At 53.0% G+C, this 24,452-nt stretch carries 28 protein-coding genes; 15 read left to right on the top strand and 13 right to left on the bottom strand.

Annotated features, from left to right (window positions below):
• Positions 1 to 319 precede the first annotated feature (319 nt).
• The 4 genes from glmS to tatB are packed head-to-tail and all read right to left on the bottom strand — an operon-like array spanning position 320 to position 4,741.
• A complete protein-coding gene (glmS, locus tag VMT71_08585) occupies positions 320 to 2,137 on the bottom strand; it encodes a glutamine--fructose-6-phosphate transaminase (isomerizing) (protein ID HVN24016.1) in 1,818 nt (605 codons plus the stop codon).
• A complete protein-coding gene (glmU, locus tag VMT71_08580) occupies positions 2,137 to 3,489 on the bottom strand; it encodes a bifunctional UDP-N-acetylglucosamine diphosphorylase/glucosamine-1-phosphate N-acetyltransferase GlmU (GenBank protein ID HVN24015.1) in 1,353 nt (450 codons plus the stop codon). The genes glmS and glmU overlap by 1 nt, the downstream gene beginning before the upstream one ends.
• A gap of 32 nt (positions 3,490 to 3,521) precedes the next feature.
• Positions 3,522 to 4,262 carry a twin-arginine translocase subunit TatC gene (gene tatC, locus VMT71_08575; GenBank protein ID HVN24014.1) on the bottom strand — a complete coding sequence of 247 codons (741 nt, stop codon included), beginning with the start codon at positions 4,260 to 4,262 and terminating at the stop codon, positions 3,522 to 3,524.
• A complete protein-coding gene (gene tatB / locus VMT71_08570) occupies positions 4,259 to 4,741 on the bottom strand; it encodes a Sec-independent protein translocase protein TatB (GenBank protein HVN24013.1) in 483 nt (160 codons plus the stop codon). Before tatB ends, tatC begins: the two co-directional genes overlap by 4 nt.
• A 90-nt stretch (positions 4,742 to 4,831) precedes the next feature.
• Between tatB and VMT71_08565 the strand changes: the two genes are divergently transcribed.
• Positions 4,832 to 5,473, top strand: coding sequence for a hypothetical protein (locus VMT71_08565; GenBank protein ID HVN24012.1), 642 nt, complete (start codon positions 4,832 to 4,834; stop codon positions 5,471 to 5,473).
• Here the strand turns inward: VMT71_08565 and VMT71_08560 are convergent.
• Entirely contained in the window at positions 5,465 to 5,809 is a 345-nt protein-coding gene (locus VMT71_08560; protein HVN24011.1) for a flagellar basal body rod C-terminal domain-containing protein, read from the bottom strand. The genes VMT71_08565 and VMT71_08560 overlap by 9 nt on opposite strands.
• 148 nt (positions 5,810 to 5,957) lie before the next feature.
• Here VMT71_08560 and VMT71_08555 point away from each other — a divergent pair, with 148 nt between their 5' ends.
• Genes VMT71_08555 through VMT71_08540 form a run of 4 tightly spaced genes read left to right on the top strand, consistent with a single transcriptional unit; the run spans position 5,958 to position 8,902 of the window.
• Positions 5,958 to 6,563 (top strand): methyltransferase domain-containing protein, encoded by a 606-nt coding sequence (locus tag VMT71_08555; protein ID HVN24010.1) that lies wholly within the window; start codon positions 5,958 to 5,960, stop codon positions 6,561 to 6,563.
• On the top strand, positions 6,563 to 7,252 hold the full coding sequence (locus VMT71_08550; GenBank protein HVN24009.1) for an ABC transporter ATP-binding protein: 690 nt from the start codon (positions 6,563 to 6,565) through the stop codon (positions 7,250 to 7,252). Before VMT71_08555 ends, VMT71_08550 begins: the two co-directional genes overlap by 1 nt.
• A complete protein-coding gene (locus tag VMT71_08545) occupies positions 7,249 to 8,064 on the top strand; it encodes a metal ABC transporter permease (protein HVN24008.1) in 816 nt (271 codons plus the stop codon). The genes VMT71_08550 and VMT71_08545 overlap by 4 nt, the downstream gene beginning before the upstream one ends.
• A complete protein-coding gene (locus VMT71_08540) occupies positions 8,057 to 8,902 on the top strand; it encodes a metal ABC transporter substrate-binding protein (GenBank protein ID HVN24007.1) in 846 nt (281 codons plus the stop codon). The genes VMT71_08545 and VMT71_08540 overlap by 8 nt, the downstream gene beginning before the upstream one ends.
• An 87-nt stretch (positions 8,903 to 8,989) precedes the next feature.
• Here the strand turns inward: VMT71_08540 and VMT71_08535 are convergent, their stop codons facing one another.
• The 4 genes from VMT71_08535 to VMT71_08520 form a co-directional block, all read right to left on the bottom strand.
• A complete protein-coding gene (locus VMT71_08535; protein ID HVN24006.1) occupies positions 8,990 to 9,415 on the bottom strand; it encodes a hypothetical protein in 426 nt (141 codons plus the stop codon).
• Between the two features lie 86 nt (positions 9,416 to 9,501).
• Positions 9,502 to 10,224 (bottom strand): isoprenylcysteine carboxylmethyltransferase family protein, encoded by a 723-nt coding sequence (locus VMT71_08530; GenBank protein ID HVN24005.1) that lies wholly within the window; start codon positions 10,222 to 10,224, stop codon positions 9,502 to 9,504.
• A gap of 63 nt (positions 10,225 to 10,287) precedes the next feature.
• Positions 10,288 to 11,448 carry a hypothetical protein gene (locus tag VMT71_08525; GenBank protein HVN24004.1) on the bottom strand — a complete coding sequence of 387 codons (1,161 nt, stop codon included), beginning with the start codon at positions 11,446 to 11,448 and terminating at the stop codon, positions 10,288 to 10,290.
• A gap of 98 nt (positions 11,449 to 11,546) precedes the next feature.
• On the bottom strand, positions 11,547 to 12,131 hold the full coding sequence (locus VMT71_08520; protein ID HVN24003.1) for a Spy/CpxP family protein refolding chaperone: 585 nt from the start codon (positions 12,129 to 12,131) through the stop codon (positions 11,547 to 11,549).
• Between the two features lie 487 nt (positions 12,132 to 12,618).
• Here VMT71_08520 and VMT71_08515 point away from each other — a divergent pair, with 487 nt between their 5' ends.
• From VMT71_08515 to VMT71_08505, 3 genes are read left to right on the top strand one after another with little or no spacing between them, the layout of a single operon-like run.
• Positions 12,619 to 13,278: an RNA polymerase sigma factor gene (locus tag VMT71_08515; GenBank protein HVN24002.1), complete on the top strand. Its 660-nt coding sequence runs from the start codon at positions 12,619 to 12,621 to the stop codon at positions 13,276 to 13,278.
• Complete coding sequence (locus tag VMT71_08510; protein ID HVN24001.1) at positions 13,275 to 13,598, top strand: hypothetical protein; 324 nt, start codon at positions 13,275 to 13,277, stop codon at positions 13,596 to 13,598. The genes VMT71_08515 and VMT71_08510 overlap by 4 nt, the downstream gene beginning before the upstream one ends.
• 9 nt (positions 13,599 to 13,607) lie before the next feature.
• Complete coding sequence (locus tag VMT71_08505; GenBank protein ID HVN24000.1) at positions 13,608 to 14,024, top strand: hypothetical protein; 417 nt, start codon at positions 13,608 to 13,610, stop codon at positions 14,022 to 14,024.
• Between the two features lie 91 nt (positions 14,025 to 14,115).
• Here the strand turns inward: VMT71_08505 and VMT71_08500 are convergent, their stop codons facing one another.
• A complete protein-coding gene (locus VMT71_08500; protein HVN23999.1) occupies positions 14,116 to 15,627 on the bottom strand; it encodes a tripartite tricarboxylate transporter permease in 1,512 nt (503 codons plus the stop codon).
• A gap of 2 nt (positions 15,628 to 15,629) precedes the next feature.
• Complete coding sequence (locus VMT71_08495) at positions 15,630 to 16,067, bottom strand: tripartite tricarboxylate transporter TctB family protein (GenBank protein ID HVN23998.1); 438 nt, start codon at positions 16,065 to 16,067, stop codon at positions 15,630 to 15,632.
• A gap of 300 nt (positions 16,068 to 16,367) precedes the next feature.
• On the opposite strand from VMT71_08495, the gene VMT71_08490 reads away from it, so the two are divergent.
• From VMT71_08490 to VMT71_08460, 7 genes are all read left to right on the top strand, one after another.
• Complete coding sequence (locus tag VMT71_08490) at positions 16,368 to 17,180, top strand: MBL fold metallo-hydrolase (protein HVN23997.1); 813 nt, start codon at positions 16,368 to 16,370, stop codon at positions 17,178 to 17,180.
• Between the two features lie 182 nt (positions 17,181 to 17,362).
• Entirely contained in the window at positions 17,363 to 18,529 is a 1,167-nt protein-coding gene (locus VMT71_08485; GenBank protein ID HVN23996.1) for an MFS transporter, read from the top strand.
• The gene (ubiE, locus tag VMT71_08480) at positions 18,522 to 19,280 is read left to right on the top strand and encodes a bifunctional demethylmenaquinone methyltransferase/2-methoxy-6-polyprenyl-1,4-benzoquinol methylase UbiE (protein ID HVN23995.1); all 759 of its coding nucleotides are present in this window, start codon (positions 18,522 to 18,524) and stop codon (positions 19,278 to 19,280) included. Before VMT71_08485 ends, ubiE begins: the two co-directional genes overlap by 8 nt.
• A 263-nt stretch (positions 19,281 to 19,543) precedes the next feature.
• On the top strand, positions 19,544 to 20,164 hold the full coding sequence (locus VMT71_08475; protein HVN23994.1) for a class I SAM-dependent methyltransferase: 621 nt from the start codon (positions 19,544 to 19,546) through the stop codon (positions 20,162 to 20,164).
• Positions 20,165 to 20,323: 159 nt separating this feature from the next.
• A complete protein-coding gene (locus VMT71_08470; GenBank protein ID HVN23993.1) occupies positions 20,324 to 20,788 on the top strand; it encodes a DUF4136 domain-containing protein in 465 nt (154 codons plus the stop codon).
• Between the two features lie 111 nt (positions 20,789 to 20,899).
• Positions 20,900 to 22,099, top strand: coding sequence for an MFS transporter (locus VMT71_08465; GenBank protein HVN23992.1), 1,200 nt, complete (start codon positions 20,900 to 20,902; stop codon positions 22,097 to 22,099).
• Between the two features lie 86 nt (positions 22,100 to 22,185).
• Positions 22,186 to 22,761 (top strand): flavin reductase family protein, encoded by a 576-nt coding sequence (locus tag VMT71_08460; protein HVN23991.1) that lies wholly within the window; start codon positions 22,186 to 22,188, stop codon positions 22,759 to 22,761.
• Between the two features lie 12 nt (positions 22,762 to 22,773).
• Here the strand turns inward: VMT71_08460 and VMT71_08455 are convergent, their stop codons facing one another.
• Both VMT71_08455 and VMT71_08450 read right to left on the bottom strand, forming a co-directional pair.
• The gene (locus VMT71_08455) at positions 22,774 to 23,508 is read right to left on the bottom strand and encodes a DUF2231 domain-containing protein (GenBank protein ID HVN23990.1); all 735 of its coding nucleotides are present in this window, start codon (positions 23,506 to 23,508) and stop codon (positions 22,774 to 22,776) included.
• Positions 23,493 to 24,443, bottom strand: a complete 951-nt coding sequence (locus tag VMT71_08450; protein ID HVN23989.1) for a UbiA family prenyltransferase — start codon at positions 24,441 to 24,443, stop codon at positions 23,493 to 23,495. Before VMT71_08450 ends, VMT71_08455 begins: the two co-directional genes overlap by 16 nt.
• Between the last annotated feature and the right edge of the window lie 9 nt (positions 24,444 to 24,452).

The raw sequence follows: 24,452 nt of genomic DNA, 5'->3' as shown, positions 1-24,452 counted from the left end.
TGAAACTTTTCGCCCAGATTTCACCGTAGCCACTCGATCAACTCCAAAGTACTGATTTAAGAGTCTTCTTCGTGCTGTATCGGATAGATTGTATCAGATTTGGTCTATTTCCAGCTAATTCTTGGTCGAGTGAGCTCTGTGTCAAAGAACGACCGACCGCCTTATGAGTCGGTAAGGAAGAAGCAAGACGCTTGTCCTCTTTGACAGAAAAACCAGAGTTGATGTTCTCATCCTGCATGGCTTCATTTGAATTTCACGACTTTATTTGAACAAACACGACTTTATTTAAAATTGACAATTGAATGTCAGCCGTCCCTTATTATTCTACGGTCACTGATTTCGCAAGATTCCTCGGCTGATCCACATCCGTCCCCAGCAGATTCGCTATGTGGTACGCGAACAGTTGCAAAGGCACAATTGACATGATGGGCTGCAGGTCGTAAGGGACAGCGGGCACCTGAAAAATCACATTTGCTTTCGGAGCCATTTCGTGGATATCGGAGTCCGTGAAGAGCAGAATATTTCCCCTGCGGGCAACCACCTCTTCTATGTTGCTGCACGACTTCTTGTAGGTGCTGTCACAAGGCGAGACCACAACGACCGGCATATCCTCATCGATAAGCGCGATGGGACCGTGCTTCATTTCGCCTGCTGCATACGCTTCTGCATGAATGTAAGAAATCTCTTTCAGCTTGAGAGCCCCTTCCAGGGCGACCGGGAAATTGATGCCCCTGCCGAGGTAGAGAAAATTCTTGAAGCCCATGTATTTCCGGGCAAGCTCTTCGATCTGGCCTGCACCATCGAGGAGAAGCTGGAGTTTGTGCGGGATCTTTTTGATGTCCGCTATCCTTTCACGAACCACATCATTGTCCATGATGCCGAGCTTTCTACCCATGTGGAGCATGAGAAGATAAAGCGCAGACACCTGCGTGGTAAAGGCTTTGGTCGACGCGACGCCGATTTCCGGCCCTGCGTGCGTAAAGATCACGCCATCCGCATCGCGCGCCAGCGTGCTCCCAAGCACGTTGCAGACGGAAAGAACATAGGCGCCCCTGCGTTTGCCCTCCTTCATCGCGGCGATCGTATCGGCGGTCTCGCCCGACTGCGAAACCAGAATCAGCATTTCATCGTGCCCCATGATGGGGTCCCGATACCTGAACTCCGAGGCAATGTCTACCTCCACGGGTATGCGCAGATTGGTTTCAAGCATCTGCTTCCCGATGAGGCACGCGTGATAGGATGTGCCGCACGCCACCATCCAGATATGTTTTACGCGCTTGAGGTTCGGGAGCTTCAGCTCTTCAAATTCAACTTCTCCCTGCTCTTCCTTGACTCGCCCGATCAGTGTGTCCGAGATGGCCCTGGGCTGCTCGAAAATTTCCTTCAGCATGAAATGCTTGTAGCCGCCTTTTTCCGCCATGGCGCCGGACCAATGGATAACGTGGATCTTTCTGTCGACTTCTTTGCCTTCCACGTCCATGAGACGTAAATTCCCGTCCTGCATGACCGCAATGTCATTATCCTCAAGAAAAATGAAGCGATTTGTTTTCCCGATCAGCGCAGGCGCATCACTGGCAATGAAGAATTCACCGTCCCCGACACCGAGGACAAGAGGACTTTCTTTCTTGGCAGCGATCAGCATCCTGTCTCTTTCCCGCATGATGCCGAGCGCGTACGATCCCGCCATACCTGCCACGGACGAACGCACTGCCTCCACGAAATCAGCACCTTTGTCGAGGCGGCTGGCTATGAGATGCGGGATCACTTCGGTGTCTGTGTCTGAAAGAAACTTGTGACCCTCCCTGCGCAGCTCTTCCTTCAGCTCTATGTAATTTTCCACGATGCCGTTGTGGACGACCACCACATCTCCTGCGCGATGGGGATGAGCATTTCTCTCGGACGGCGTGCCGTGGGTTGCCCAGCGCGTGTGAGCGAGACCCATACTGCCTTCGAAACCTGATGCGCAGATCTCGCGCAGTTCATCCACCTTGCCCTTCTTGCGCGCAACCTCGATCTTGTCGTCGTGCCAGATGGCAATGCCTGCAGAATCGTATCCTCTGTATTCCAGCTTCTTCAGGGCGTCTATCAGGATCGGGTACGCCCGGTCATGTCCCACGTAACCGACTATGCCGCACATTATTTTTTCCTCCTCGCGTAGCCTTCTATATGCTTCTGTTTTACTCTGGTTACAGCCAGAGCGCCCTCAGGCACGTCACGTGTGATGGTTGATCCCGCGCCGATAGTTGCATCTTTGCCGATCTTTACCGGCGCGACCAGCTCCGTGTTGCTTCCCACAAAGACACCGTCTTCGATCGTTGTTCTGTATTTTTTCCGGCCATCGTAATTACACGTGATAGTGCCTGCCCCTACGTTAACGTCTGTGCCGATGTCGGCATCACCGATGTACGAGAGGTGGTTGGCTTTGCTTTTCGGTTGAATGACGGAGTTTTTCACTTCCACGAAATTGCCTATTTTGACCCGCTCTTTGAGCACGGTCGTGGGCCTGATGCGGGCGAAAGGACCGATGGCGACTGCTGCCTCGGCAGTGAGACCGTCGAGGGAACAGAAGGGCTCGACCGTGACACCATCTCCGATAACCGAGTTGTTGATGACCACATGGGGACCGATTGTCACGCCTTCACCGACTATCGTCTTGCCGCGCAGGAAACAAAAGGGAAAAATCACCGTGTCCTGGCCTATACGCACGTCAGATTCTATGTAGATGCCTTCCCCGGCCAGGGTCACGCCGTTGTCCATGTGCTGTGCAAGGATTCTTTCCCGCATGATCTGGTTGGCGTTCAGCAGTTCCTTCCGGGTGTTGATGCCCAGCACCTCCTGGGGATCGTTGTAATGATACCCTCTGACCGTGATCCCACGCGTGCGCGCCACTTTGCATATGTCGGTAAGATAGTACTCGTTTTTAGCATTGTCATTTTTGATCTCACGCACGAGCGGAAGCATCTCTTTCTTGAGCATGCAGATACCTGTATTGATCTCCCGTATCTTCTTTTGTGATGCATCCGCATCCGCGTCCTCCACGATGTCACGGATCACATCGCCGTCCGTGATGACCCTGCCGTAACCCGCCGGATCATCCACCTCGGTCGTCATGAAAGCAACTCCCTGGGAGCTCCGAAAAAATTGAATGAACGCCTGCAGCGTCTCCGGTTTGATGAGAGGCACGTCGCCATAAAGTATCAGGATGTCGGTCGCATCCAGCATTGGTTCCGCTACAAGCAACGCGTGCGCTGTGCCCTTCTGTTCTTCCTGTGCTGCAAAGAAAAGCTCCCCGTTCTTGAGACGCTCTTCCACGAGCTCTCTCTCGTGCCCCGTAACCACAACTATCTTTGAGGGGGAAAGCTGCCTGGCCGCTTCAACCACGCACTCGATCATAGGCCTGCCCATGATCTCATGGAGTACCTTTGGTTTTCTGGAGCGCATCCTTTTGCCCTTGCCGGCTGCGAGAATGACAATGGTAGGTTGAGGCATCACTTTTCTCCCGGGCGTTTTACCCCTTAATCTTACTCGGTTGTCTCCTGGGTCGCCTTCTTCTTTCCGAATATTCTTGCAATAATGATGCTAACTTCATAGAGCCCTATCAAAGGGAGGACGATGAGGAGTTGGCTTGTCATTTCCGGCGGCGTAATAATGGCGCTCAGAACGAAAATGCCGAGAATCGCGTAGCGACGTTTCGAAGAGAGCAGGCGGTGATTAATGATCCCCGCCCTGGAGAGATAGTAGGCAACAAGCGGCAGAAGAAAGATAAAACCAAACGTGATGAGCATCTTGAGCGCCAGGCTCATGTACTCCTTGAGAGAAGGCATTGGCACAACAAACTCTGACGCATACCCTACGAAAAATCTGAAGAGAACGGGCATCACCACGTAATAGCAGAAAAGGGCGCCGGCAACAAAGAGCAGGCTACCGAAAATAATGAAGGGATAGACATAATTTTTTTCGCTTTCATAGAGACCCGGTGCCACAAACATCCATATCTCATAGAGAAGTACGGGCGAGCCCAGAAAAATGGCCGCAACAATGGCTATCTTGAAATAGGTGATAAAGGCTTCGGTGACGTTGGTGAAGATGAAGGAACTTCCGGGTGGCATCACCTGAATAAAGGGCTGCATGAGGAATCCGAAGATCCTCTCTTTGAACCCATAGGTGATGATGAACGCCACACCCACGGCTATGACACAGACAACGAGTCTATCGCGGAGCTCTTTGAGGTGGGAAAAAAAGGGTTTCTTCTCGTCTATCATGTTTTCTGCGGGTCATTTATTCTGATACCTTCGGCGATCTTTTCGGCTAAGTCTTCTTTCTTGTCCTCGAGAGCTACCTGCTGGCCTTCAGTCGCTGCTTCACCTTCGGCTTTCTGCTCTTGCGTCTGCGTCACGTCGGCCGGCTGTTCTGCGACAACGTGGCCGTCGGCTAACAGCATCTGATCATTGAAGAGCGATTCTTGCCCCTTCTGCACGTCCTGCTGCCGCCCCTGTATTTTCTCCTCCTGCTGTACCTGCTTCTGCTCTTCTACTTGTACGTCTGCCTGTTTTACCTCATCCTTTTGGGGCTCCTCGGCCATCTCGTGCTCTATGGTTTCTTTGACATCGTCCGCAAGCCTTCTGAATTCACCGAGCGCTTTCCCCATGGAGCGCGCCAGTTCCGGCAGTTTGGCAGGACCGACGACAAGCAGGGCAACGATGACGATGATAACGAGTTCTGGTATACCTATACCAAACATGGCTAGAGTATTATAATTGCTCAGGCTCCAAAAGTAAATTGAGATGGTCCGTGGCCCGATATTTGCTTGTTATGCTACGGAGGTGCGTCCATGACTGGTGCAAACCGATTTGCCTGGAGACCCTTCATAGGCCTTCTTATGTTTGGAATTACGGCAGCTTGTGCCCTGAATATGGCTTCGTCGAAGCTCGCAGACAAAGACCGTATCTGGGTTTCGGGATTTCCTAAACGGGTGGGGGTTGCCACGATAGTGGGTAATCTCTCAGCCGGGCAGAATGCTACGGACCGTCTTTCCCGCGGCCTTGTTGATATGGGTTTTCACGTGGTGACAATTAACTGGGATGTAGACAAGATGCTGGGCCAATGGGGGCGCGGTGTCGATGAGAGCCTCCCTGAGACCACACGCAGAAGGCTGCAGGAACGGTACGGACTGGAGGGTCTATTTGTCGGAATGCTGTCGCAGGATAAGGGCAATTTCATCAACGATACCCGCCTGTCTCTCAGGCTGATTGGCGTGCCGGACGGGAAGCTCGTCTGGTCTGTCGACGTGAAGGGCGAAAGTCCTGCGAACTTAGGCGGCGGTGTCAAAGATACTGCGGTATCCGCTGTGGAGAAGGCTTTGCAGTCATTACAGAAGGATGTCTACAGGGATCACCCCAAAACCGCGCAGGAGGGCAACAGAACTTCTTCTTTCACGCAAGCGCAGAGAAACAGCCGGAACAGATCAGACTAAGATATCGAGTGCCGTACCCAGCATGCGATTTTGGGTTTGAAGAGCCTTGATATTCGCTTCATACCCTCTCTGCGCCACAATGCTCTGGGTCAGTTCTTCGGCGAGGTCCACGTTTGATTGTTCTGAAATCGTTCCGTCTGATTCCTGAACCAGGGGCCCCGGGGTGTCGATGCGCTTGAGGCTGAGCTCAGGCAACCCGGCGTCATCCTCCGTGATCACCGACTCGCTTTTCTTATAGTCCTTTGTGTTGCTGTTGGCGATGTTCTCTGCGGTGGCAGAAAGTTTTTTCTCGAAGGCTGCAACACCGGCCAGTGATGCTCCGATCCCGCTGATCATGTCTCATTATCGTCCCGATTTCTGAAATCTTGAGCCCCGGTCTGGCGCTTGACAATCGCCTATAAGGAATCGTATATTCATGGTGCCATGAAGGCGCGCTCGGTCTGAAGACCGCAGCCTTCGTGGTTTATTTTTTGCCGGGCCTGAAATGGCAGAGGAAGACAGGAAAACATTCTTTGATCGTCATGCAGCGTCGTGGGACAAACGGTTCCATGATGTCGGAGAGCATGCGCGGCTATCACAGCTGGTGGCTTCATTCGGGCTGGCTGTCGGAAATGCCGTGCTCGACGTGGGCACCGGCACAGGTGTTCTTCTTCCATTCCTTCGCGAGATTATCGGCTGGAACGGTCGCCTCGTTGCCATGGACTTCTCATTCAAGATGTTGCAACACGCCGCAGAACGAGGCCAATCTGCGGGTGCAGTGCTCTTGAATGCCAGTGTCGAATCGATACCTTTCTGTTCGCACCAGTTCGATTGTGTGACCTGCTTTGCTGCCTTCCCGCATTTTCCGGATAAAGAGAAGGCGCTTCTAGAGATGGTCAGGGTCCTGCGGCCGGGAGGGAAGGTGGGCATAGCCCATCTCAAGAGTGCCGAAGAGATAAACCGATTACATGGGCACATTGGCGGTGCAGTGGCCTGCGATCACCTGCCGCACGCTGAGGCGCTGCGGCTTCTCATGGAAAAATCTGGGCTCACCGGTATTTCACTCATCAACCAGCCAGGCCGCTTCCTCGCGGAAGGAAGGAAAGCCTGATGCATCATTCCATTGAGCTTTACGATATCCACGTGAAACTGGGAGACGCATGGGTGCTTTCGGGGGTGAGCGTTGAGGCAAAGCCCGACGAGTTCGTCGCGCTGGTGGGTGCCAACGGGACAGGCAAGACAACCCTTTTAAAAGTTGCCAACGGGATGCTCCGCCCGTCAAAGGGTATGGTAAAGATGCTGGGGCGGGAGTTGTGGCACGCAGCCAATGGAAATAACGGCGTACGAAAAGAAGTGGGATTCGTGCCGCAACGGTCTGCCTCCAGGCATTTCCCCATGCGCGTGGATGAGGCAGTGCTGATGGGGCGCTACGGCAAAATAGGGTTACTGCGTAAGCCATCCAGAGATGACCGGGACATAGCGCAAGAGGCTCTGGAAGTCGTCGGCATGCAGCGTTTCGCGGCTAAGCTGATCCACGAGCTTTCGGGAGGCGAGCAGCAGAAGGTGGCACTGGCGCGCGCGCTTGCACAGGAGCCCTCGATACTGCTTCTTGACGAGCCCACTACATATCTCGACGCCGATTCGCAGTCTGATATCATGGAGACGATCTACAGATTGCATAGGCAAAGGGGCCTCACCACCCTGCTCGTGACCCATGACTCCTACTGGGTCGAGCAGTACAGCAATAAGGTTTACCTTCTGAAAGACGGAAAGAGTCAGCTGATCAGGCAGAATACATGACCTGGTTCGGCTCGCTCAGCTTTCCTTTTATGCAGCACGCCCTTATGGGGGTCCTTTTTGCAGGGATAGCCTTTCCCCTGATCGGCGTATTTATCATCTCGCTCAACCTGATTCCGCTGCGTTTTGCCATGATGCACGTGGCGTTGCTCGGAGGAGCACTCGGCCTCTTTCTGAGGGTAGACCCCATGGTGGCAGGTCTGCTGCTCTGCGCACTTTCTGCACTGGCTCTGGGCCCGGTATCTGAAAAAACAAAGATAGGCCTGGGCACTATATCGGGTTATTTCATGACGTTGACCCTAGCCTTATCCTTCATATTGTTCTACAAAGGCAAGATCAACGTTATTCAGGCCTTCAGCATCCTCTGGGGTAACATCTTCGCGCTCACCGCCTGGGACCTCGTGGCCGTTGGGGGTGTGAGTCTCTTCGTTCTTTGCATCATCTTCCTCTTTTTTAAAGAGATACAGGCGATCCTCTACGACAGAGAGATAGCGCTCGCCGTAGGCATCCCCGAGAAGGCGCTTTACTATCTGATCGTTTTCATGCTGGGACTGACTATCGCAGTGTCGATGCGTATGATCGGCGCGCTGCTGGTTGATGCATTTGTGCTTTTGCCTGCAATGGCAGCGGGCATGATCGCCCGAAGCCTGAAACAGTCATTTATCCTTTCCTCGCTCTTCGGGCTTGTATCGGGTGTGAGCGGACTCTATGTATCCTTCCGCTTTGATATGCCCGCGAGTTCCACAATCATACTGGCGGCATCGCTCATCGTTGCTGTGTGTATGATCTTTGGCAGGGGGTTCAGCCATGCTTGATGCCGAGTCGTCTTTAACCGTATACCTTCGTTGCTGCTGCGTCGCCCGATCAAATCCGACTCGGCATCAACCTTCCACGAAATATTATAAAGGGCTTGCGCTCTTTTTCAGCGCGCTGGCTCTTCTTACGTTGTCAACCGTTGCGACGGCGGCGGGAGAGGTCGTCGTCGCCTCAACATCCCTCACCGGTGCAATTGCAAGGGCTGCAGGCGCGACTGAGGTGAGAGTGCTCACGCCTGCAAACGCGAGCCATCCGCCTGAATATGACCTGAAACCTTCAGATCTTTTGAAGCTTGAAGGCGCTCGTGTGGTTGTTTATGCAGGCTATGAAAGGATGGTGTCCCGGCTTGTCGAGACCGCTCGTGACAGAGGAATTATTGCCGTACAGGTCGATACGACTCTTTCGCCTGAAACATTGATCGCGCAGGTGCGAAACGTTGCGGCCGCCCTGAAAACAGAGAAGGAGGCAGGTTCGTGGGGAAAGGGTTTCCTTCAAGCACTTAGCGCACTTAAAGCAAAGCTGGCTCCGGTTGCCGGAAAGCGCGCCGTGGTGCACTGGCACGCCAGAGCTTTTTCTTCATGGGCCGGGCTTAACGTGGTTCAGGTTGTTCCTTTAGGAGAATTAACGCCAAAGGTCATAGCCGATTCAGTTGCCCAGAAGCCTGATGTCGTCGTGGATATCCTCCATTCGCCCGTCGCCAAAACGATCGCGGAGAACGCAAAATGCAAATACGTGCAGATAATAAATTTCCCGGGAGTGGAGAATACCGCAAGCCTCACGGACATATTCGAATACAATACGAACCAGATGCTGAAAGCCTTCGTTAGTAGCAAGTAAACAGTAAGCAGTAACAGCGAAAACGAACACTTAACCGATGTTTCGTTCTCCTACTGCCTACTGCCTACTGCTGACTGTTGACTAATGTTACTTTGCCGGGACCCACATCTGGTGGGACTGGACGTACTTGTCGCCCACCCACTGGCCGGGAACAGTCACCCATTCGCCTGGAGTAGACTGCTGGGTCTGTGCCTGAGGTACCTGCGCATAGGGCGAGGCCGGGCTTTGATACACGTAGCCCTGGGGCTGCTGAGGCGGATACGCATATACGGGTTGAGGATAAGCATAGACAGGCGCCGGATAAGCATAGACAGGCGCCGGCGGGTAATAATAGTACGGATAAGGATAGGGATAAGGACGGGAGATAGCAGCGCCGAACAGAGCACCGCCAAAGAAGGCCGCACCAGGCACCCACCAGTTGTTATAGTAATAGCTGTTAGCGTGGGCGCGTTGCGGCAAGCCTATGGAAAGAATAAGCGCAAGCACCAGCACGATAAGAATCGATTTCTTCATGCTAACCTCCCTGGCCGTCTCATCTGCCACTAACATAATAATCCGTCAGAGGGTTTGCCACTCTTCCAGAGCACGGTTGCATCGTCTCATTGGGCAAGCGATTTTGTATCTAAATATCGGTTGTCTCTTTCAGCGCGATAGCTGCGGTCCATCAGCACAAAGACGATACTTACCAGCAGAAAAACAGCCGCGAGTACCATGAACGAGAATTCGTCGTAATCGGTTCTTGTCGGATAAAAGAGGGGCCTTAGTTGACGCAGATTCACTGCCTGTACGAGCATGATGGCGAAACCCGCAGAGCAGAACCTCGCTACCCTTGCGCGTTCCTTCAACGTAACGCGGCTGAAAGAAAAACCCTGGAACAATCCTCTCCAACCCTTTAAAGAAGCTCTATCCGGAAACACCTGTGGAATATTGAAGCTGTCATCCTGAAATGAATCGCGATATTTAGAAGCGAGAAACTTTTCTTCGTTCCTTATGGTCGGCCCATACGCCCAGAAAAACAGAAGAGGATATGCTGCGATCAGGTAAGGATTGCCACTCAGAACACAGAAGCTTGAATCGATCAGGTAATTGGCAAGATAGTAAGGATGCCGGACTATGGCGTATATCCCCCTGTCGCAAAGAACCACATTGCGTATGAGCACGCCTTTGGCGACAATATGCAGAAAACAACCTATGGCAAGCAGGCAGAAACCGACAGCCTCAGCGGCGACACTAAGGTTGAAGATCGCAGATGATACGAAGGAACAGATAATAACTATATCCCGCAGGTTGCTCCTGGTAAGAAGATTCTTTTTGTCTTTCATAGGCAGCACCGTCCTAAATAGGGTTTGTTCTTGTCGAGCGTGTTAGAAGACCGCCCGTGGCACTCATTTGCCCAGGTAGACGAGATCGGTTGGGGCAAACTTGTCTCCCTTCTTCGATCTCGCCAACGACGCATCTGCGCCTACGAACTCTACGACCTCAATTTCTCCCCTGTAATCTCCCTTCATTTTTCCGAGGGAGGTCTTGGTTGTCGCGTCCACAACCTCACCACCGGACGCATAGACCTCGAGAGTGTCTCCTCTTTCCAGCCCGGACAACTTGCCTGCATTGATGAAAATTTTACCCTGTTGTGTCGAGGCAACACGTGCGTGCCAATCCAGCGAGGAGATGATTTTCGCAATATCCTGCGCTATCGGTTCGATGCCAAGGTCTATCACCTTGTTGCTCTCTGCAGGAGAAGTAGCGCCCTGCTCCTTTGTCAGGAAAGCGCCATTTCCCGTTAACTGCCTCAGAATCAACCCTGTTTCTGCATTGTAGATAGTAAATGAAATTTTCTTGTTCGCAGTGCCCGGCGTGTCAAAGACAGTGCCCTGCACGACGGCTTGTATACCCTGGACTTCATCAAGGCCCCTCATGGCTGTGGGTTGAGCAACGTCACCGCGAAACCCTATGGACTGGGGATCGATGCACAGGATGACGCCCGTGTTTTCCAGATTTACTATGAGTCTGGCGGTGACACGTTCAGCGATTTGTTGGGATTGAGGATCAGTCGCGCCAGCCATCGGTAAAACAAGCACGCGACGCTTCAATTTAGGAGCGGGATTGATCGAACCGGGCCGTGCGACTCCTCCAATTGAAGCAGTGCTGACGGAACCCGCCGCAGACCCTTTGGGCGGAGTTGGCTGCGAAGGTATCCCCATTTTCTTATTGTACTCGGCCTCAAGCTTGTCAAGCCTTGCTTTCAGGGCATTTTCCTTTTCTGAGGGAACCGGTGCCCGAAATGCAAAATCATCGAGTGTATCAGGTCCGTACTGATCTCTGCGCAGCCACACATACAACGGTTCCTGTGGATTTTGCATATACTTCGGGTTTTTACCGTAGATATACTCGACACCGTCTATGACCCGTACGTCACCCTTTTGAGGCTCTGGTGGAAAAGGGGTTTTGCAGGATACGAGAAGAAGAAGGGCAAGCAGTGGGATCAGAATGCGCCGGCGCTTCCCATTCCGGGACCCAACAAACGTCAACCAACCTGAACTGGTCATATGCAGCTCCTTGTCATGCTTTCGCCGGGCACCGCGGCCAACCGGCGCCCGGAAATTATTATAGCATATTACCGGTGCTGCATTTCGGGTGAAGCAGTTTATTCGCTGCGGCCTGGTCCCATACCGCCGTACCCCATATGCGGCGCCATCATTCCATGTCTCATTCCGTCACCCATTCCGCCTCCCATTCCATGATGGCCGGTTACGGGTAGAATACTGTCGAGTTTCTGAATCTGCTCCGCTGTAAGGATCTTTCTCCACTCGATCTTCATCTGCGCTCTTTTGTCCATGAGTTGTTGTGTCAGCGAGCTTATTTCTTTCTGCTTTGCCATGAGCGTCGCTTCGTTTACCTTAGGATCTGTAAAGAGTTTTCGCATCTCCGTTCTTTTTATAGCCAGATCATACCTCAGGTCGTGTGTTTCGTTCCGATAGCGGCCCCTCAGTTCCCGCATCTTGTTTATCTGTTCCGGCGTGAGGCCGAGGTAGGATACCATACGCTGCCGTGCTCCAAATCCAGGGCCGCGCCAGCCATGCATAGGCCCAGGCGGAGCTTTGGGGGTAGCGTATTGACCCACAGGAGCCTGGCCGGGAGGCGTCGGACCTGTATCAGTCGGCGCTGCAAAGACACCGGTCACAAAAAAAGTCGAGAATAGCACAGCCGCAATCAGAGACCACGTTTTCATGTTTCCCTCCTTATTTGAATTCCATCGTACGTTTTCTTCTCTTCCATCTTCCGAGCCTAAAGGACGGGCTTCCCCCCTTCGGGGACTTCGCATCTTCCAAGCGAGCGGTCTGCCCTCTTGGTCTCGAAGCCGGACGGCACGGGCGGTGACGGTATCGATAAGGGTTGGGGGGGTGTCACCGCCCGATTGCCGGAAGGGTCCGGTATGTGTAATCTCGGTGTTGAATATTGTCGCTCGTTGGACCATATACTTCATTAAGTCGTGGGCGATTAGAAAAAGGTTACAACCATGATTGGACGTACTGTTGTAACTTTTCTCTTTTGGTTTGCGACTTTAGGTTAGGACACACGTAATGTCACGTTGTGTAACGTTACATGACGAATGAGCCGGAATCTCGAGAAGATGGAAATCGCTTCAACTTTGATGACGGGACTCGTGGTTTGAAGCGTCAAACCGATTCAGATAGAATGGTTTAGACGGGGTTGTCATGGCTATGCCGTGCAGAGTCGAGGCGCCCTGCGATGAGACTGAAAGGTACGGCGTGGTGATAGACAGCCGCAGTCCGGATGATGATGAACTGATAATACGTCAGGTTGTCGCCGGCAACGTGAACGCTTTTGAGAGCCTGATGAAACGATACCAGCACATTGTTCTGGCCATCGTTAAGAAACATGTACCTTACGATGAGATAGAAGAGACGATGCAGGACGTATTCGTGAGGAGCTTCCAGTCATTGCCGACATTCAAGGGCAAAAGCTTCGGCCATTGGCTCTCTGTGATTGCGGTCAGGACCTGCTATGATTTCTGGCGTGAGCATTACAAGTCCCGCGAACTGCCGATGAGTTCCCTCACGGAAGAGCATGAAGCATGGTTGAATGCGGCTCTGTACGACAACTCAAGCCGGTCCTTCAATGAGGCGGGCCTGCAGAAGGAGGCTCGGGAAGTGTTGGACTGGGCCCTGGATAGATTGTCTGCTGAGGACAGAATGGTACTTGAGCTGGTCTATCTTGAGGGGCATTCTCTCAAGGAAGCTGCCATCCTTCTGGGCTGGAGCACGGCAAACGTGAAAGTGCGGTTATTTCGCTCCCGCAAGAAGCTGCGGGCGTTGCTCACGGGGGCGGCCAAACACAAAAGGAGTGATACATGAAACTCTCCGGAAAGGAGCTGGAGAAGCTCACAGGAATATTGCGGGAGGCATACCGGGCGAAGGAAAGATTGCCAGTGGGAGAGCAATGGCAGGACAGCGTCATGGTGCGCATCCGCCACATGGGTACCTGTAGCTCTGCGCCCGGGTATCTGCCCACCTTCGAGCATCTTGTCTGGCGGCTTGCGCCTGCCACCTCATTATTAATGGCAGTGCTCGCTGCTCTTTCATTCGCTATGAATGCGCTTTTTGAGTATGATATCGTGCAGTTGGTTCTAACGGCGGTGGAAGACTCAGCACTGGTGCACCTGTTCGGGGTATAAGGAGGGCGCATGAATAAAGGGAAGCTCATAGTCGGGGTAGCGCTCGTGTTCATCGTCGGTGTTCTGGTCGGCTCAGTAGGCACCCGGCTCTATTTCCAGCGTCACCATTCTTTCTTTCCGGGCGAGCACGGCAGCAGAACGGCTTTCATCATGAAAAGGCTCTCGAAGGATCTCAGCCTCACGGAGGAGCAGAAAGTCGCGGTGCAAAAAATTGTCGAGCAGACAGAAGAGAAGCTCCGTGAATACTTTCTCCAGAGACGACCGGAAATAGATAGCATTATGGATGACGGCTTCTCGCAAATCAGACAAGAGCTTAATGATGAGCAAAAGAAGAAGCTCGACGAACTGAGGGAACGATTCGAGAGACGTCGCCACGCGAGAGAGGGAGCGTTCCTCAAACCGCCCCGAGAAAAGGATAAGTTCTAAATCCTAATCTCGAAATCCTAAAGAATATCATCACAATCCAAGATGGAATATTGTGGAGTATACTGCCTATCGGGTGAAGGAGAGTGGCCATTTAGTCATCAGGGGTTTCTTGGATGATGGTCTCTCTCTGTTTCCCCACCCTGGGGATGAGCGAACTCAGTAAAATAAGACCTGCTGCTCCAAGCAATACCGCAGAGATCGGACGATACAAAAAGACCGAGAAATTGCCGCGAGAAGCAAGCAATGACTGGCGCAATGCTGTTTCCATGATCGGACCGATAACCATGGCAAAGAGCAGGGGGGCGGGCTCGAAACCCGTCTTGCGCATCACGTAGCCGATCACGCCGAAAATAAGCATGATCAGGATTTCATAGGCGTTGTTATTCACGGTGTAGACGCCTATCAAACAGAAGAGCAGGATCAGCGGGAAGAGTATGCCGTAGGGAATCTTAAGGAGCCGGACCCAGACGGGAATAAGCGGAAGGTTGAGCACCAGAAGAATAACATTCCCTACATACATGGACGTGATGACACCCCAGAAGACTTGCGGATGCTCACTGACCAGAAAGGCGTTCGGCTTGATGCCGTGGATCATCATCGCCCCTATCAAGAGGGCCATGATGACATTGGACGGAATACCCAGAGAAAGAAGCGGGATCATGGCGCCGCCCGTGGCCGCGTTGTTGGCGGTCTCAGGGCCTGCAACGCCGGCTATCGCTCCATTACCGAAAGTCTCGGGATGGCGGGAGATACGTTTCTCTGTGGCGTAGGAAGCGAAAGAGGCCATAATAGCGCCACCACCCGGAAGAATGCCCAGAAAGAAGCCCATCACAGAACCTCTCATGATAGGACCGAATGACTCGGCCCAATCCTTTCGTGTGGGCAGGAGACCTTTTATCTTGCTCTTGAAAATGTCGCGGACCTCTGTCTGTTCCAGGTTAACGAACACTTCGGTTACGCCGAACAATCCCATCGCAACAGGAACGAGGCCCACACCGTCCATCAGCGTCAGTGTGCCGTAAGTAAAACGTTGTACTCCGTAAATGGTGTCAATCCCTATTGTTCCTATAAAAAGTCCGAGTCCCGCTGAAATAAAACACTTCAGCATGGATCCTTTGGAAAGGAACGTCAGGATGACGATACCGAGGAACATGAGCGCGAAGTATTCGGGAGGACCGAACCTGAGAGCAAAACGCGCAAGCAAAGGGCCAAGCAGCATCAGACCCACGACGCTCAGTGTTCCACCTATAAACGAGCCGAAAGCAGAGATGCCCAGTGCAGGCCCTGCCCTGCCCTGACGTGCCATCTTGTAGCCATCGAGGCAGGTAACTACGGACGATGCCTCGCCGGGTATGTTGACGAGGATGGATGTGGTGGAGCCTCCGTACTGCGCGCCATAGTAAATCCCTGCGATCATGATTATTGCCGCTTCCGGTCTCAGGCTGAACGTGATGGGCAGCAGAAGCGCAATCGTCGCAGCAGGACCGAGGCCAGGCAGAACCCCCACCAGTGTTCCGAGAAGAACGCCAATAAAACAGAAAAGAAGGTTCACCGGAAGGAGCGTGACACTGAAACCGAGATAAAGGTTATGCAGCAACTCCATAGTCAGAACCCGAAAACGCCTCGCGGAAGATTACTCTTAAGAAGCACCTCAAAGAGAAGATATGCCAAGCCTATGCAGACGAAAGCCGACGAGAAGGCCAGATACCACCGCTGACGTCCCACCCAGAAGAACAGGAAAAACATGAGAAGGAAACTGACGATGACGAAGCCCAGATATTCCAGAAGGAGAAAATAGGCGACGAGCGAGGCAAAGAGCAGCAGCATCCTTAGGACGGCTGAAAAAGGAACAGCATCTTCCTCGCCTTCCTTTTTCCCTCCCCCGATCATCAATATAAGTGCGAGAAGGACGAGCACTCCGGCGATAAGCGCAGGGAAAAAGCCGGGCCCCGGCGCATGCAGCGTGCCAATGGAAAGGCTCCGGCCCTGCCAGAAGATCGCGAATCCGAGAAGAAAGACTACAAGTCCGCTTAGTCTGTTCACAGTAATTTTCAGATGTCCGTTATGTGAGCACGATGTTGAATACGCATTGCAGGTTTCGCTTTTATGATCCCCTCTGCAATTGGCTAAGCAGCCTGCGCACTTTATCCTCTTTTTACACATGCTTGTCAAGGAAAATGAGCGGCAAAACGGACACAGGGCGAATGTCCTGAAGGACACCTGCAACAAAATCCCTGCAACAAAATCCGTTGACTGAGTTGGGTCAGTATGCTACATTCGCTCGATATGCTGTGCCAGGAGGCATAGCGGTTCGCTGAAGCTCGGAGAAAGGAGACAAAGAAGATGCTGCAGGTTACAAAGAATCTTTATGTAGAGACAGGCATGACCGCATGCAACCTGGGGTTCGTGACCACCAAGGCAGGGGTGGTCATGATCGACACGCCGATGAAACCGACGGACGCGGTAAAATGGCGTAACGAGGCTGTCAGCAAGGGAGAGATACGCTATCTCATCAACACCGAAGAGCACCCCGATCACTGGCAGACCAGCCATTTCTTCCCCGGCGTCCTGATTACTTCCAAGGCAACGAGGGACAAACTCGCGGAGGTGCCTCTAGCCAGAGTGCTCGATACGGTCAAGAATATGGATCCGGCAGCTGCACCTCTCATGGAAGGATACCGGGTGAGGCTTGCGGATATTGCTATTACTGACAACACGGATCTTTATGTGGGTGATCATACGATAAAACTGTTTCGTCTGCCAGGCCATTCTGACGGTGGTATTGGCGTGTATATTCCTGAGGAGCGAGCGGTCTTTACCACGGATATCGTATTTCAGAAGAAGAAATCATGGCTGCACGAGTCTCAACCCGAACAGTGGATTGCATCTCTTAAAAAACTCGGCGAACTGGATGTAGAGGTTGTGGTCCCCGGGCACGGTGAGCTTTGCAAGAAAGACTACCTTAAGGAGCAGTCCGGTATTGTGGAGCAGTGGATTGAAGCGGTGAAATCGGCCATCAAGAAGGGCTGGAGCGTGGAAGAGGCCGGTGAGAGAATAAGCTCGCCTGACCCCTACCCGAAACAGCCTAATACACCAATGACAGAGCCGGAATTGAATAGGGCGATAGTAGCTCGACTCTATCACCTTTACTCGTAGGGTTAATTAGCCTTCACGTGCATACCGTCGTTGTCGCTATGTCGCTCTTTTCCTCGACGTACTTTAGTACGCCTGCGGCAAGCTCCTCGCTGCCGCACGGGGTATCCAGGCGAAGGCTGGGTCGGGCCCATGAATTCTAATTAACCCTAGATAGGCCACGTGTACAGGGATACGGGACAGGTATGCAGCGACGGCGTATCATTATACTTGGCATAGGACACCTGGCGACCGACATCAGCCAGGGGGCTCTGCCAGCCCTCCTTCCCTTCCTTATTGTGCAGTATCATCTTTCGTACAGTGCTGCTGCGGGTATCGTTTTTGCCGCCAACATTTTTTCTTCTCTCATGCAGCCGCTTTTTGGCCATTTTGCTGACCGGCTTTCGAAGATTTGGCTTATACCGGCGAGCATGCTGGTTACCGGTGCCGGGACCGCGCTGATCGGTGTAGCACCCAGTTACTGGTATATTTTTGCGGTTGTCGCAGTGGTCGGGATCGGGCTTGCGGCTTTCCATCCGGAAGCAGCCCGCCTCGTGAATCGAGTTGCCGGTAAGAACAAATCAAGCGGGATGGCCATATTTACCACGGGCGGGCAGCTCGGGTTTGCAGCCGGACCGCTACTCACCACCACCGTCGTTCTCGCGTGCGGTCTCAAGGGTACGCTTTTACTCATTCTTCCTGTAGTCATAGCTGCCATATTCCTGGTGCCCATGATCAGTCGTCTGTCGAAAGAGGACCTGAAAAGAGCTGAGGCAGGCGCTCTCCCGCTGCGGGCAGAAGAGGCAGACCAGTGGAAGGCCTTTACGATACTCATGATAGTGATTATTATCAGATCTGTTCTCTTTTACGGACTTAATACCTTCCTGCCGCTGTATTGGCTCAATGTCCTTCACCAATCCAACGCTGCTGCAGGTACCATACTCACCGTCTACTTTTCCTGTGGCGTGTTCGGTACTCTGCTCGGCGGCAGGCTGGGGGACCTGATCGGCTATCGCAGGATAGTCCTGATCAGCCTTATCGTCGTGACATTCGTGCTGCCTGTATTTCTGCTCCTGGGTGATGCGCGGCTGGCTACCATGGCAGTGATACCTATTGGCTTTATTCTTTTTCTCTCTTCCAGTACGGTGATCGTGATGGGGCAGTGGTACCTGCCCAATCATATCGGGTTCGCGTCGGGTGTAACCCTTGGCCTTTCCATCACTGCTGGCGGGACAGCAGCGCCTTTGCTCGGTAAAATAGCTGACCTCTACGGAATCCCATCGACCATGTGGACTCTTACCTGCCTGCCGGTGATCTGCGCTGTTCTCATGGCTCTTCTCCCGCGGTCAAAACCTTCGGTTGCCCATGGATAAATCCCCAGAGAAGCCTGTGTCGTTCGGCTTCAGAAAAGTCTCCGAAGCTAAAAAGCGAGAGCTTGTCGACAAGCACTTTGATTCTATCGCGTCCAAGTATGATTGGATGAATACCGTCTTGAGCTTTGGCCTGCATTACCTGTGGAAGAGGAGAGCAGTGCGTATGTCAGGGATAAAGGCGGGCGATTTCGTACTCGATGTCTGCGGCGGCACTGCAGACCTCGCACTCCTTGCAGCCAACATAGTCGGCAACGCAGGCCTCGTCACTGTCTACGACATCAACCGGGCGATGATGAAATTCGGACAGGTTAAGGTTGCAGCGCACGGTCTTTCCGGGCGCGTCTGCTTTGTCCAGGGAGATGCGGAGCGTATATCCTTTCCCGGCGATTCTTTTGATGCAGTCATGGTGGGCTTCGGGATACGCAATTTCGTCCACCTGGAGAAAGGCCTCGGGGAGATGCACCGTGTGCTCAAAAAAGGGGGCTGTTTTACTATCCTTGAGTTTTCCAGACCTGATCCTGCGTGGTTCAGGGCGCTTTACCATTTCTACTCCTTTGTCATAATGCCTCTCGCGGGACAGCTCCTGGCCGGGACGCGCCAGGCGTACACGTATCTGCCCGAATCTATCCGCCTTTTTCCGCTTCCTGATGAACTTTCGAGAATCCTGCGGAATATAGGTTTTTCGAACGTGACGTATAAGCGACTCACGAACGGTATAGCGGTAGTCCATCGCGCTGAGAAGGGACAATAATTTTATCGCAGATGTTCGCAGATGAAAGCAAAGAGAGATGTTCGCAGATGAGTATACCGTGGACAGCATTGCGATACTGCGGCAATGCTCTCCGCACTTCGTCGCTCCCGCGAGGTACCCCACACTCCCGCCGCGGCGGGATCGGGGTTGACCGGAGATGTCGTTCTATCACAGCTCCGGTCAAAAGGAACTATCCGCCTTTATCGCAGTTCTTATCCGCTCTTATCTGCGATAAAAATGAGGATTAGTTAAATGGGCAAAAGATGTTAACAGCCGAAGAGACATCGGCGAAGCTGAATTGGGGCGAGCGCCTTGCGGTGAATACTCCCCTACGCGTGCTGCAGCAGTACTTCGAAGTAAGCTGGATGGCGAAGGTGTGCTCTGCGAGAGGCTTTGCGCGGGCGCTGGAGGTGGGCTGCGGCCGCGGCGCAGGAGCGCGTCTCATAAGGAAGAGATTCGAACCAGCGGACCTTCACGTCACCGATCTGGATCTCGAGATGATGCAAAAGGCATCAACGTATCTCACGGAAGGGGAATTGGCGGGGATCCATCTCTGTGCAGCAGACCTGCTTGCGCTACCCTACCCCGCGGGTTCAATGGACGCTGTTTTCGGTTTCGGTGTTCTGCACCATATTCCCGATTGGCTCGCTGCCCTCAGAGAAGTGGCGCGCGTGCTGCATGCAGGCGGATTCTACTTTCTTGAAGAGCTTTACCCCACGCTCTATCAGAATTTTGTTACGCGCCATATCCTGGTTCATCCCCGCCGGAATCGTTTTGCAGGCGCTGATCTCAGGTTTGCCCTGGAAGAGGTGAAGCTGGCACTCATTGCAGAATGGGAAGTGAGGTATGTAGGCATCCTCGGCGTGGCACAAAAGATAGAATGAACACCACACCCATTTGCGGTCTAAAGTGGCCGCACTTCGTGAGCGTAACTCACTGGCCTTTGCAGGAAAAAACAAAGTTGCAATTCTTGACCTGAAATTAAAGGCTGCTGTACAATATTCAGAAGCGACAGAATCTCAGCATCCGGTGGAGGCATGATCATGGTCAGATCCAGAGAAAAAAATAGCCTGATACTGGCAGTGGCACTCTTATCGACTGCCCTGCTTCTGGGGAGCTGTACCAGCATCAAGTATTCCTATGAGCCGGCGATAGGTTTCTCCGGATTCAAAAGCTATATGTGGACACCGTCATCTGTATTTTATGGTGGACAGGACCTTCTCCTTGAAGCAAATGTACAGGTTCTTGCGGATCAGGTACTTGGCCAGAAAGGCCTTACCAGGGTGGCCGACCAGCCTGATCTGCTGATCGCCATCACTTACGAACCCGAGCTCGGTTACGCTCAGTATGGTTACCAGGTCCGGATGCTCACGTTGAACATGTACAAAGCAGACAAGAAGGAATTGGTCTGGCGGGGTACCGCTTCCGGCAGCATTCACACCGATGCCGCCTCCGGGGATCTGAAGCACGCTGTGCAGGGTATTCTTTCCAACTTCCCTCCCAAATAAGGTTTTAAATCTCTAGCGTCTGAAGCGCGACAGGCTGAGTACGCTTTTTTACCCGCGCGTCCCTAAGCGGACGTAGCTTCTTGAGGCCGGGATATGGTAGCTTGATATGTTTTGCTGGAAGAGGGCCGTCATAACCAAAAGTCTCATGTTTCCGCCGGAAAGGCGCTCCTGTGCGCTATTACAGGATTCTTCTGGTTTGCGCAGTATATCTACATCCCTTTTCTGACGCCCTATCTCTTCACGCTCTCTATGACAGGCACGGTAGTCGGCCTCATTGTAGGAGCCTATGGCATTACACAACTCGTCCTCAGGATCCCTCTGGGCATTACTGTCGACATGGTGAGAAATCACAAATTGTTCATCGTGATCGGTACGTTCCTCGCCGGGATCTCATCTCTGGGTATGATCATTTCGCCTTCACCGTTACTGCTTTTCGTTGCAAATGCCACCTCGGGAGCAGCCTCATCGACGTGGATATCCTTTACCGTCCTCTACGCGACCTATTATGAAAAATCAGAAGGCGCTAAAGCCATCGGAACAATAAATATCTTCACGAACGCCGGGAGATTTGCGGCATTTATCATCGGAGGCATTCTTTTTGAACGTGTCGGCATCCGCGGACTTTTTGTGGTGAGTTTTATTTCAGGCGTGATCGGCAGTGCTCTTGCGCTCTTCATCAAGCACGAACGGGAGGCAGCCCGTTTCAACATCAGCGTAGGAAGTCTGGTCACTGTCATGAAAGAGAAGAGGCTTCTTTTCTTCTCAGGAATGTGCGCTCTTGCGTACCTCGTGGTGTTCGGAACCGTGTACTCCTTTACGACCAGCACGGCGAAAAACCTTGGCGCCGCAGGAATGGAGCTTGCGTTATTCGCGGTGCTGTTCAGCGCCGCAGCCATGGCTGGTTCCTATTTTGTCGGGACGAGGACTGCCCGGAAGATGGGCGACGCATACGTGCTCCTGCTTGCCTTCCTGCTTCTGGGAATCTATTGCATCGGTATCGCCTTCTCCGCTTCCGTACTTCCTTTCTTTCCTCTCCAGGTCGTTGCCGGTCTGGCCAATGGGGTACTTATCTCTTCGCTCATGGCGAATGCGGTCAGGCATGTCGACGACAGCAGGAAATCGACCGCCATGGGTTTCTATCAGTCGGTATACTGCCTCGGGATAACCTTTGGCCCGGTTCTGATGGGCTTCCTGGTCGATCACGCTTCGACCCGTGCTTCATTCATGGTTATGGCTTTTATCCCTCTTGCCTGTGCTGCTCTGATTCCGCCGGCGTACAAATCACACTTGCTCGGTCGAAGCAAGGGTTGATGTACTCCAAGGCCAGTCGGAGGCCGGGCACGCGAGAAGCAGCAACAGATTCAAAGGTCGGCCCCATAACGAACGGAGGTATCACAATGAAGAAATCACTCGGTCCGAAAATCTTAGTGGGTGCAACGCCGGTGTGGGTTGTGGGTACATACGACAAAGAAGGCAGGCCGAACCTGATGACGGCGGCCTGGGCGGGAGTCTGCTGTTCTGATCCTCCCTGTGTCGGGATCTCGCTGAGGAAAGCAACCTATACACATGGAAGTCTTAAGGGGAGCAATGCCTTTACAGTGAGTCTTCCCTCAATGGCGTATGTGAAGGAAACCGATTATGTTGGTATCGCTTCCGGAAGGAATACCGACAAATGGCAGGTTGCCGGTCTGACTCCGGTGCGAAGCGACGTTGTTGATGCGCCTTACGTGGCAGAGTTCCCTCTCGTCTTTGAGTGCAAACTTCTTCATGTTCTCGAGCTGGGGCTCCACACGCACTTCATCGGCGAAGTCCTTGATGTCAAGGCTGAGGAATCGGTACTTACAGGAGAGGGAATACTGGAAATCGAGAAGGTAGAACCCTTTTTGTATATACCTGGTAACCGCACGTACTTCGGGATCGGCCGGTACCTCGGAAAGGCGCATTCCATTGGTGCAGGCCTGGCAAAAAAATGAGGTCGTGCGGAGCTATCTCTTCTCCACCGGAAATGTGAGTGTCCCGCCGAAATAGCCGATGGTTATGGCAAGCGGTCCGAGGGCAAAGACAAGAACCAAATAGAGTACCCCACTCCCTTGGAAACTGTTGAGAATAGCGGGGGCCGACAGGCGCCACACAAAGGTGACGACCGCGTCTGCAAGCATGATGCAGGAGAGAACTATCTTTATCGTTACCTGGCGTACAGGTTTGGCGAGGTAATTGAGCCACCAGGTAAAAAAGCCCGTTGCCATGGACAACAGCGAAAAAAGAATTCCGGCACCGGCACAATGAAGCGCCGTGGTCTCAAACGAAGGCACTCCGGTAACCAGGTAGAGCAGGTAGAATCCCGAAACTCCTGTCATGAACGCGACGGGGAAATGAACCGTGGCCGGATGCGGATGACGGCGAAGAATGGGATAGCGGGTAAGCAGGGTAACAAGGCACGCCGGCATTGGGCGTTGTGCCGGCGTGGCTGGTTTTAGAGAGCCGATCTCCGGATAGCGGTCCAACACGTCGAGGCCGTGCGGCGCTGCTTCTATCTCAGCAGTGAGATCAGCGCCGGCAGCGTGCCTCCCCATGTGGACGCCTGTTTGCCACAGCTTGCTTTTGCTGACGTCGATTACCCTGCCTTTGTAGGCTATGTAGACAGGGTTCCCCTCTTTGCCGTTGCTCCTGGAGAGTGTCTCTGCATCGATCTCTTTCATGGTGATCAGGATATCTGCCATGATATCATGTGCGCCAGCAGCACGGCAAGCAGGGAAAGGGGATAGAGGCTTGCTTTGGCAAAGAGCGTATCAACGTCTCTCATCGATTCGCTGCGGCAGGCCTGGTAAGCAGGCTCAGCAAGGAGAACCAGCCCGAACAGGAGACTGCCTCCTGCACAAAATATGGAAAATTGACCGGTGGCTGTGGAAAGCATGTACATGCCGAGAAGGACAGCGATGATCAGTGACATTAAAATAAGCGAAGACGTGACCCTGGAGCCGCATCTGACGGGGATGGTCTTGTGTCCCAGTTCAGAATCCTCGTCGATGTCGTGCCAGTCAGCGGGCAGGTTCTGGCCGCCGATTTCCCAGAAGAAGAGCCACAGGAAGAGGAGAAGGAGGAAGACAGGCGACGGTGTTGGGTCGACAGCGAATACAGCAGCTATGCCGCCGAGCGTTTTGACGAGACCGCTCACGAGCACGCGAAGATAACTTACCTTCAGCATGAGGCAGTAGGTCGCCTCCAGTACAACGCCTCCGAGGAAAAGCAGAGCGCATACAGGACCAAGCAGTGAGGCGCCTACCAGCGCTGTCAGCGCCCAGAAGGCAGCCCACACAAGCCCTTTCCGAAAGCTGAGCGCTCCTTGAGCCATAGGGTGGCGCAGGAAAACCGTGTCGAGATAATCGCGAGCATCCTTTATAACGCCAGTACGCACGCGTTCCATGTCGCTCCGATAATCGACAAGGTCATTGAGCGCATAGACAGCCGTGTATCCTGAAAAAGCAGTGAGAAGACCAACGGTCACGATCCAGGGAGAAGGAAACGCTCCGAGCCAGAGGAGAGCCGATAACGCTGGCGTGGCCAGGTCCAATAAACCGTGGGTCGTACGGGAGAGGGCCAGGAAGAGTTTTACATTCGATAGAAATGATCGTGACTGGAGAGTCTCTTTTTTCACGCTAATCTC

This window comes from Syntrophorhabdales bacterium (assembly GCA_035541455.1).
GTDB lineage: Bacteria > Desulfobacterota > Syntrophorhabdia > Syntrophorhabdales > WCHB1-27 > JADGQN01.
The sequence above is the reverse complement of the archived record's forward strand: the minus strand, read 5'-3'. Positions and strand labels throughout refer to the sequence as shown.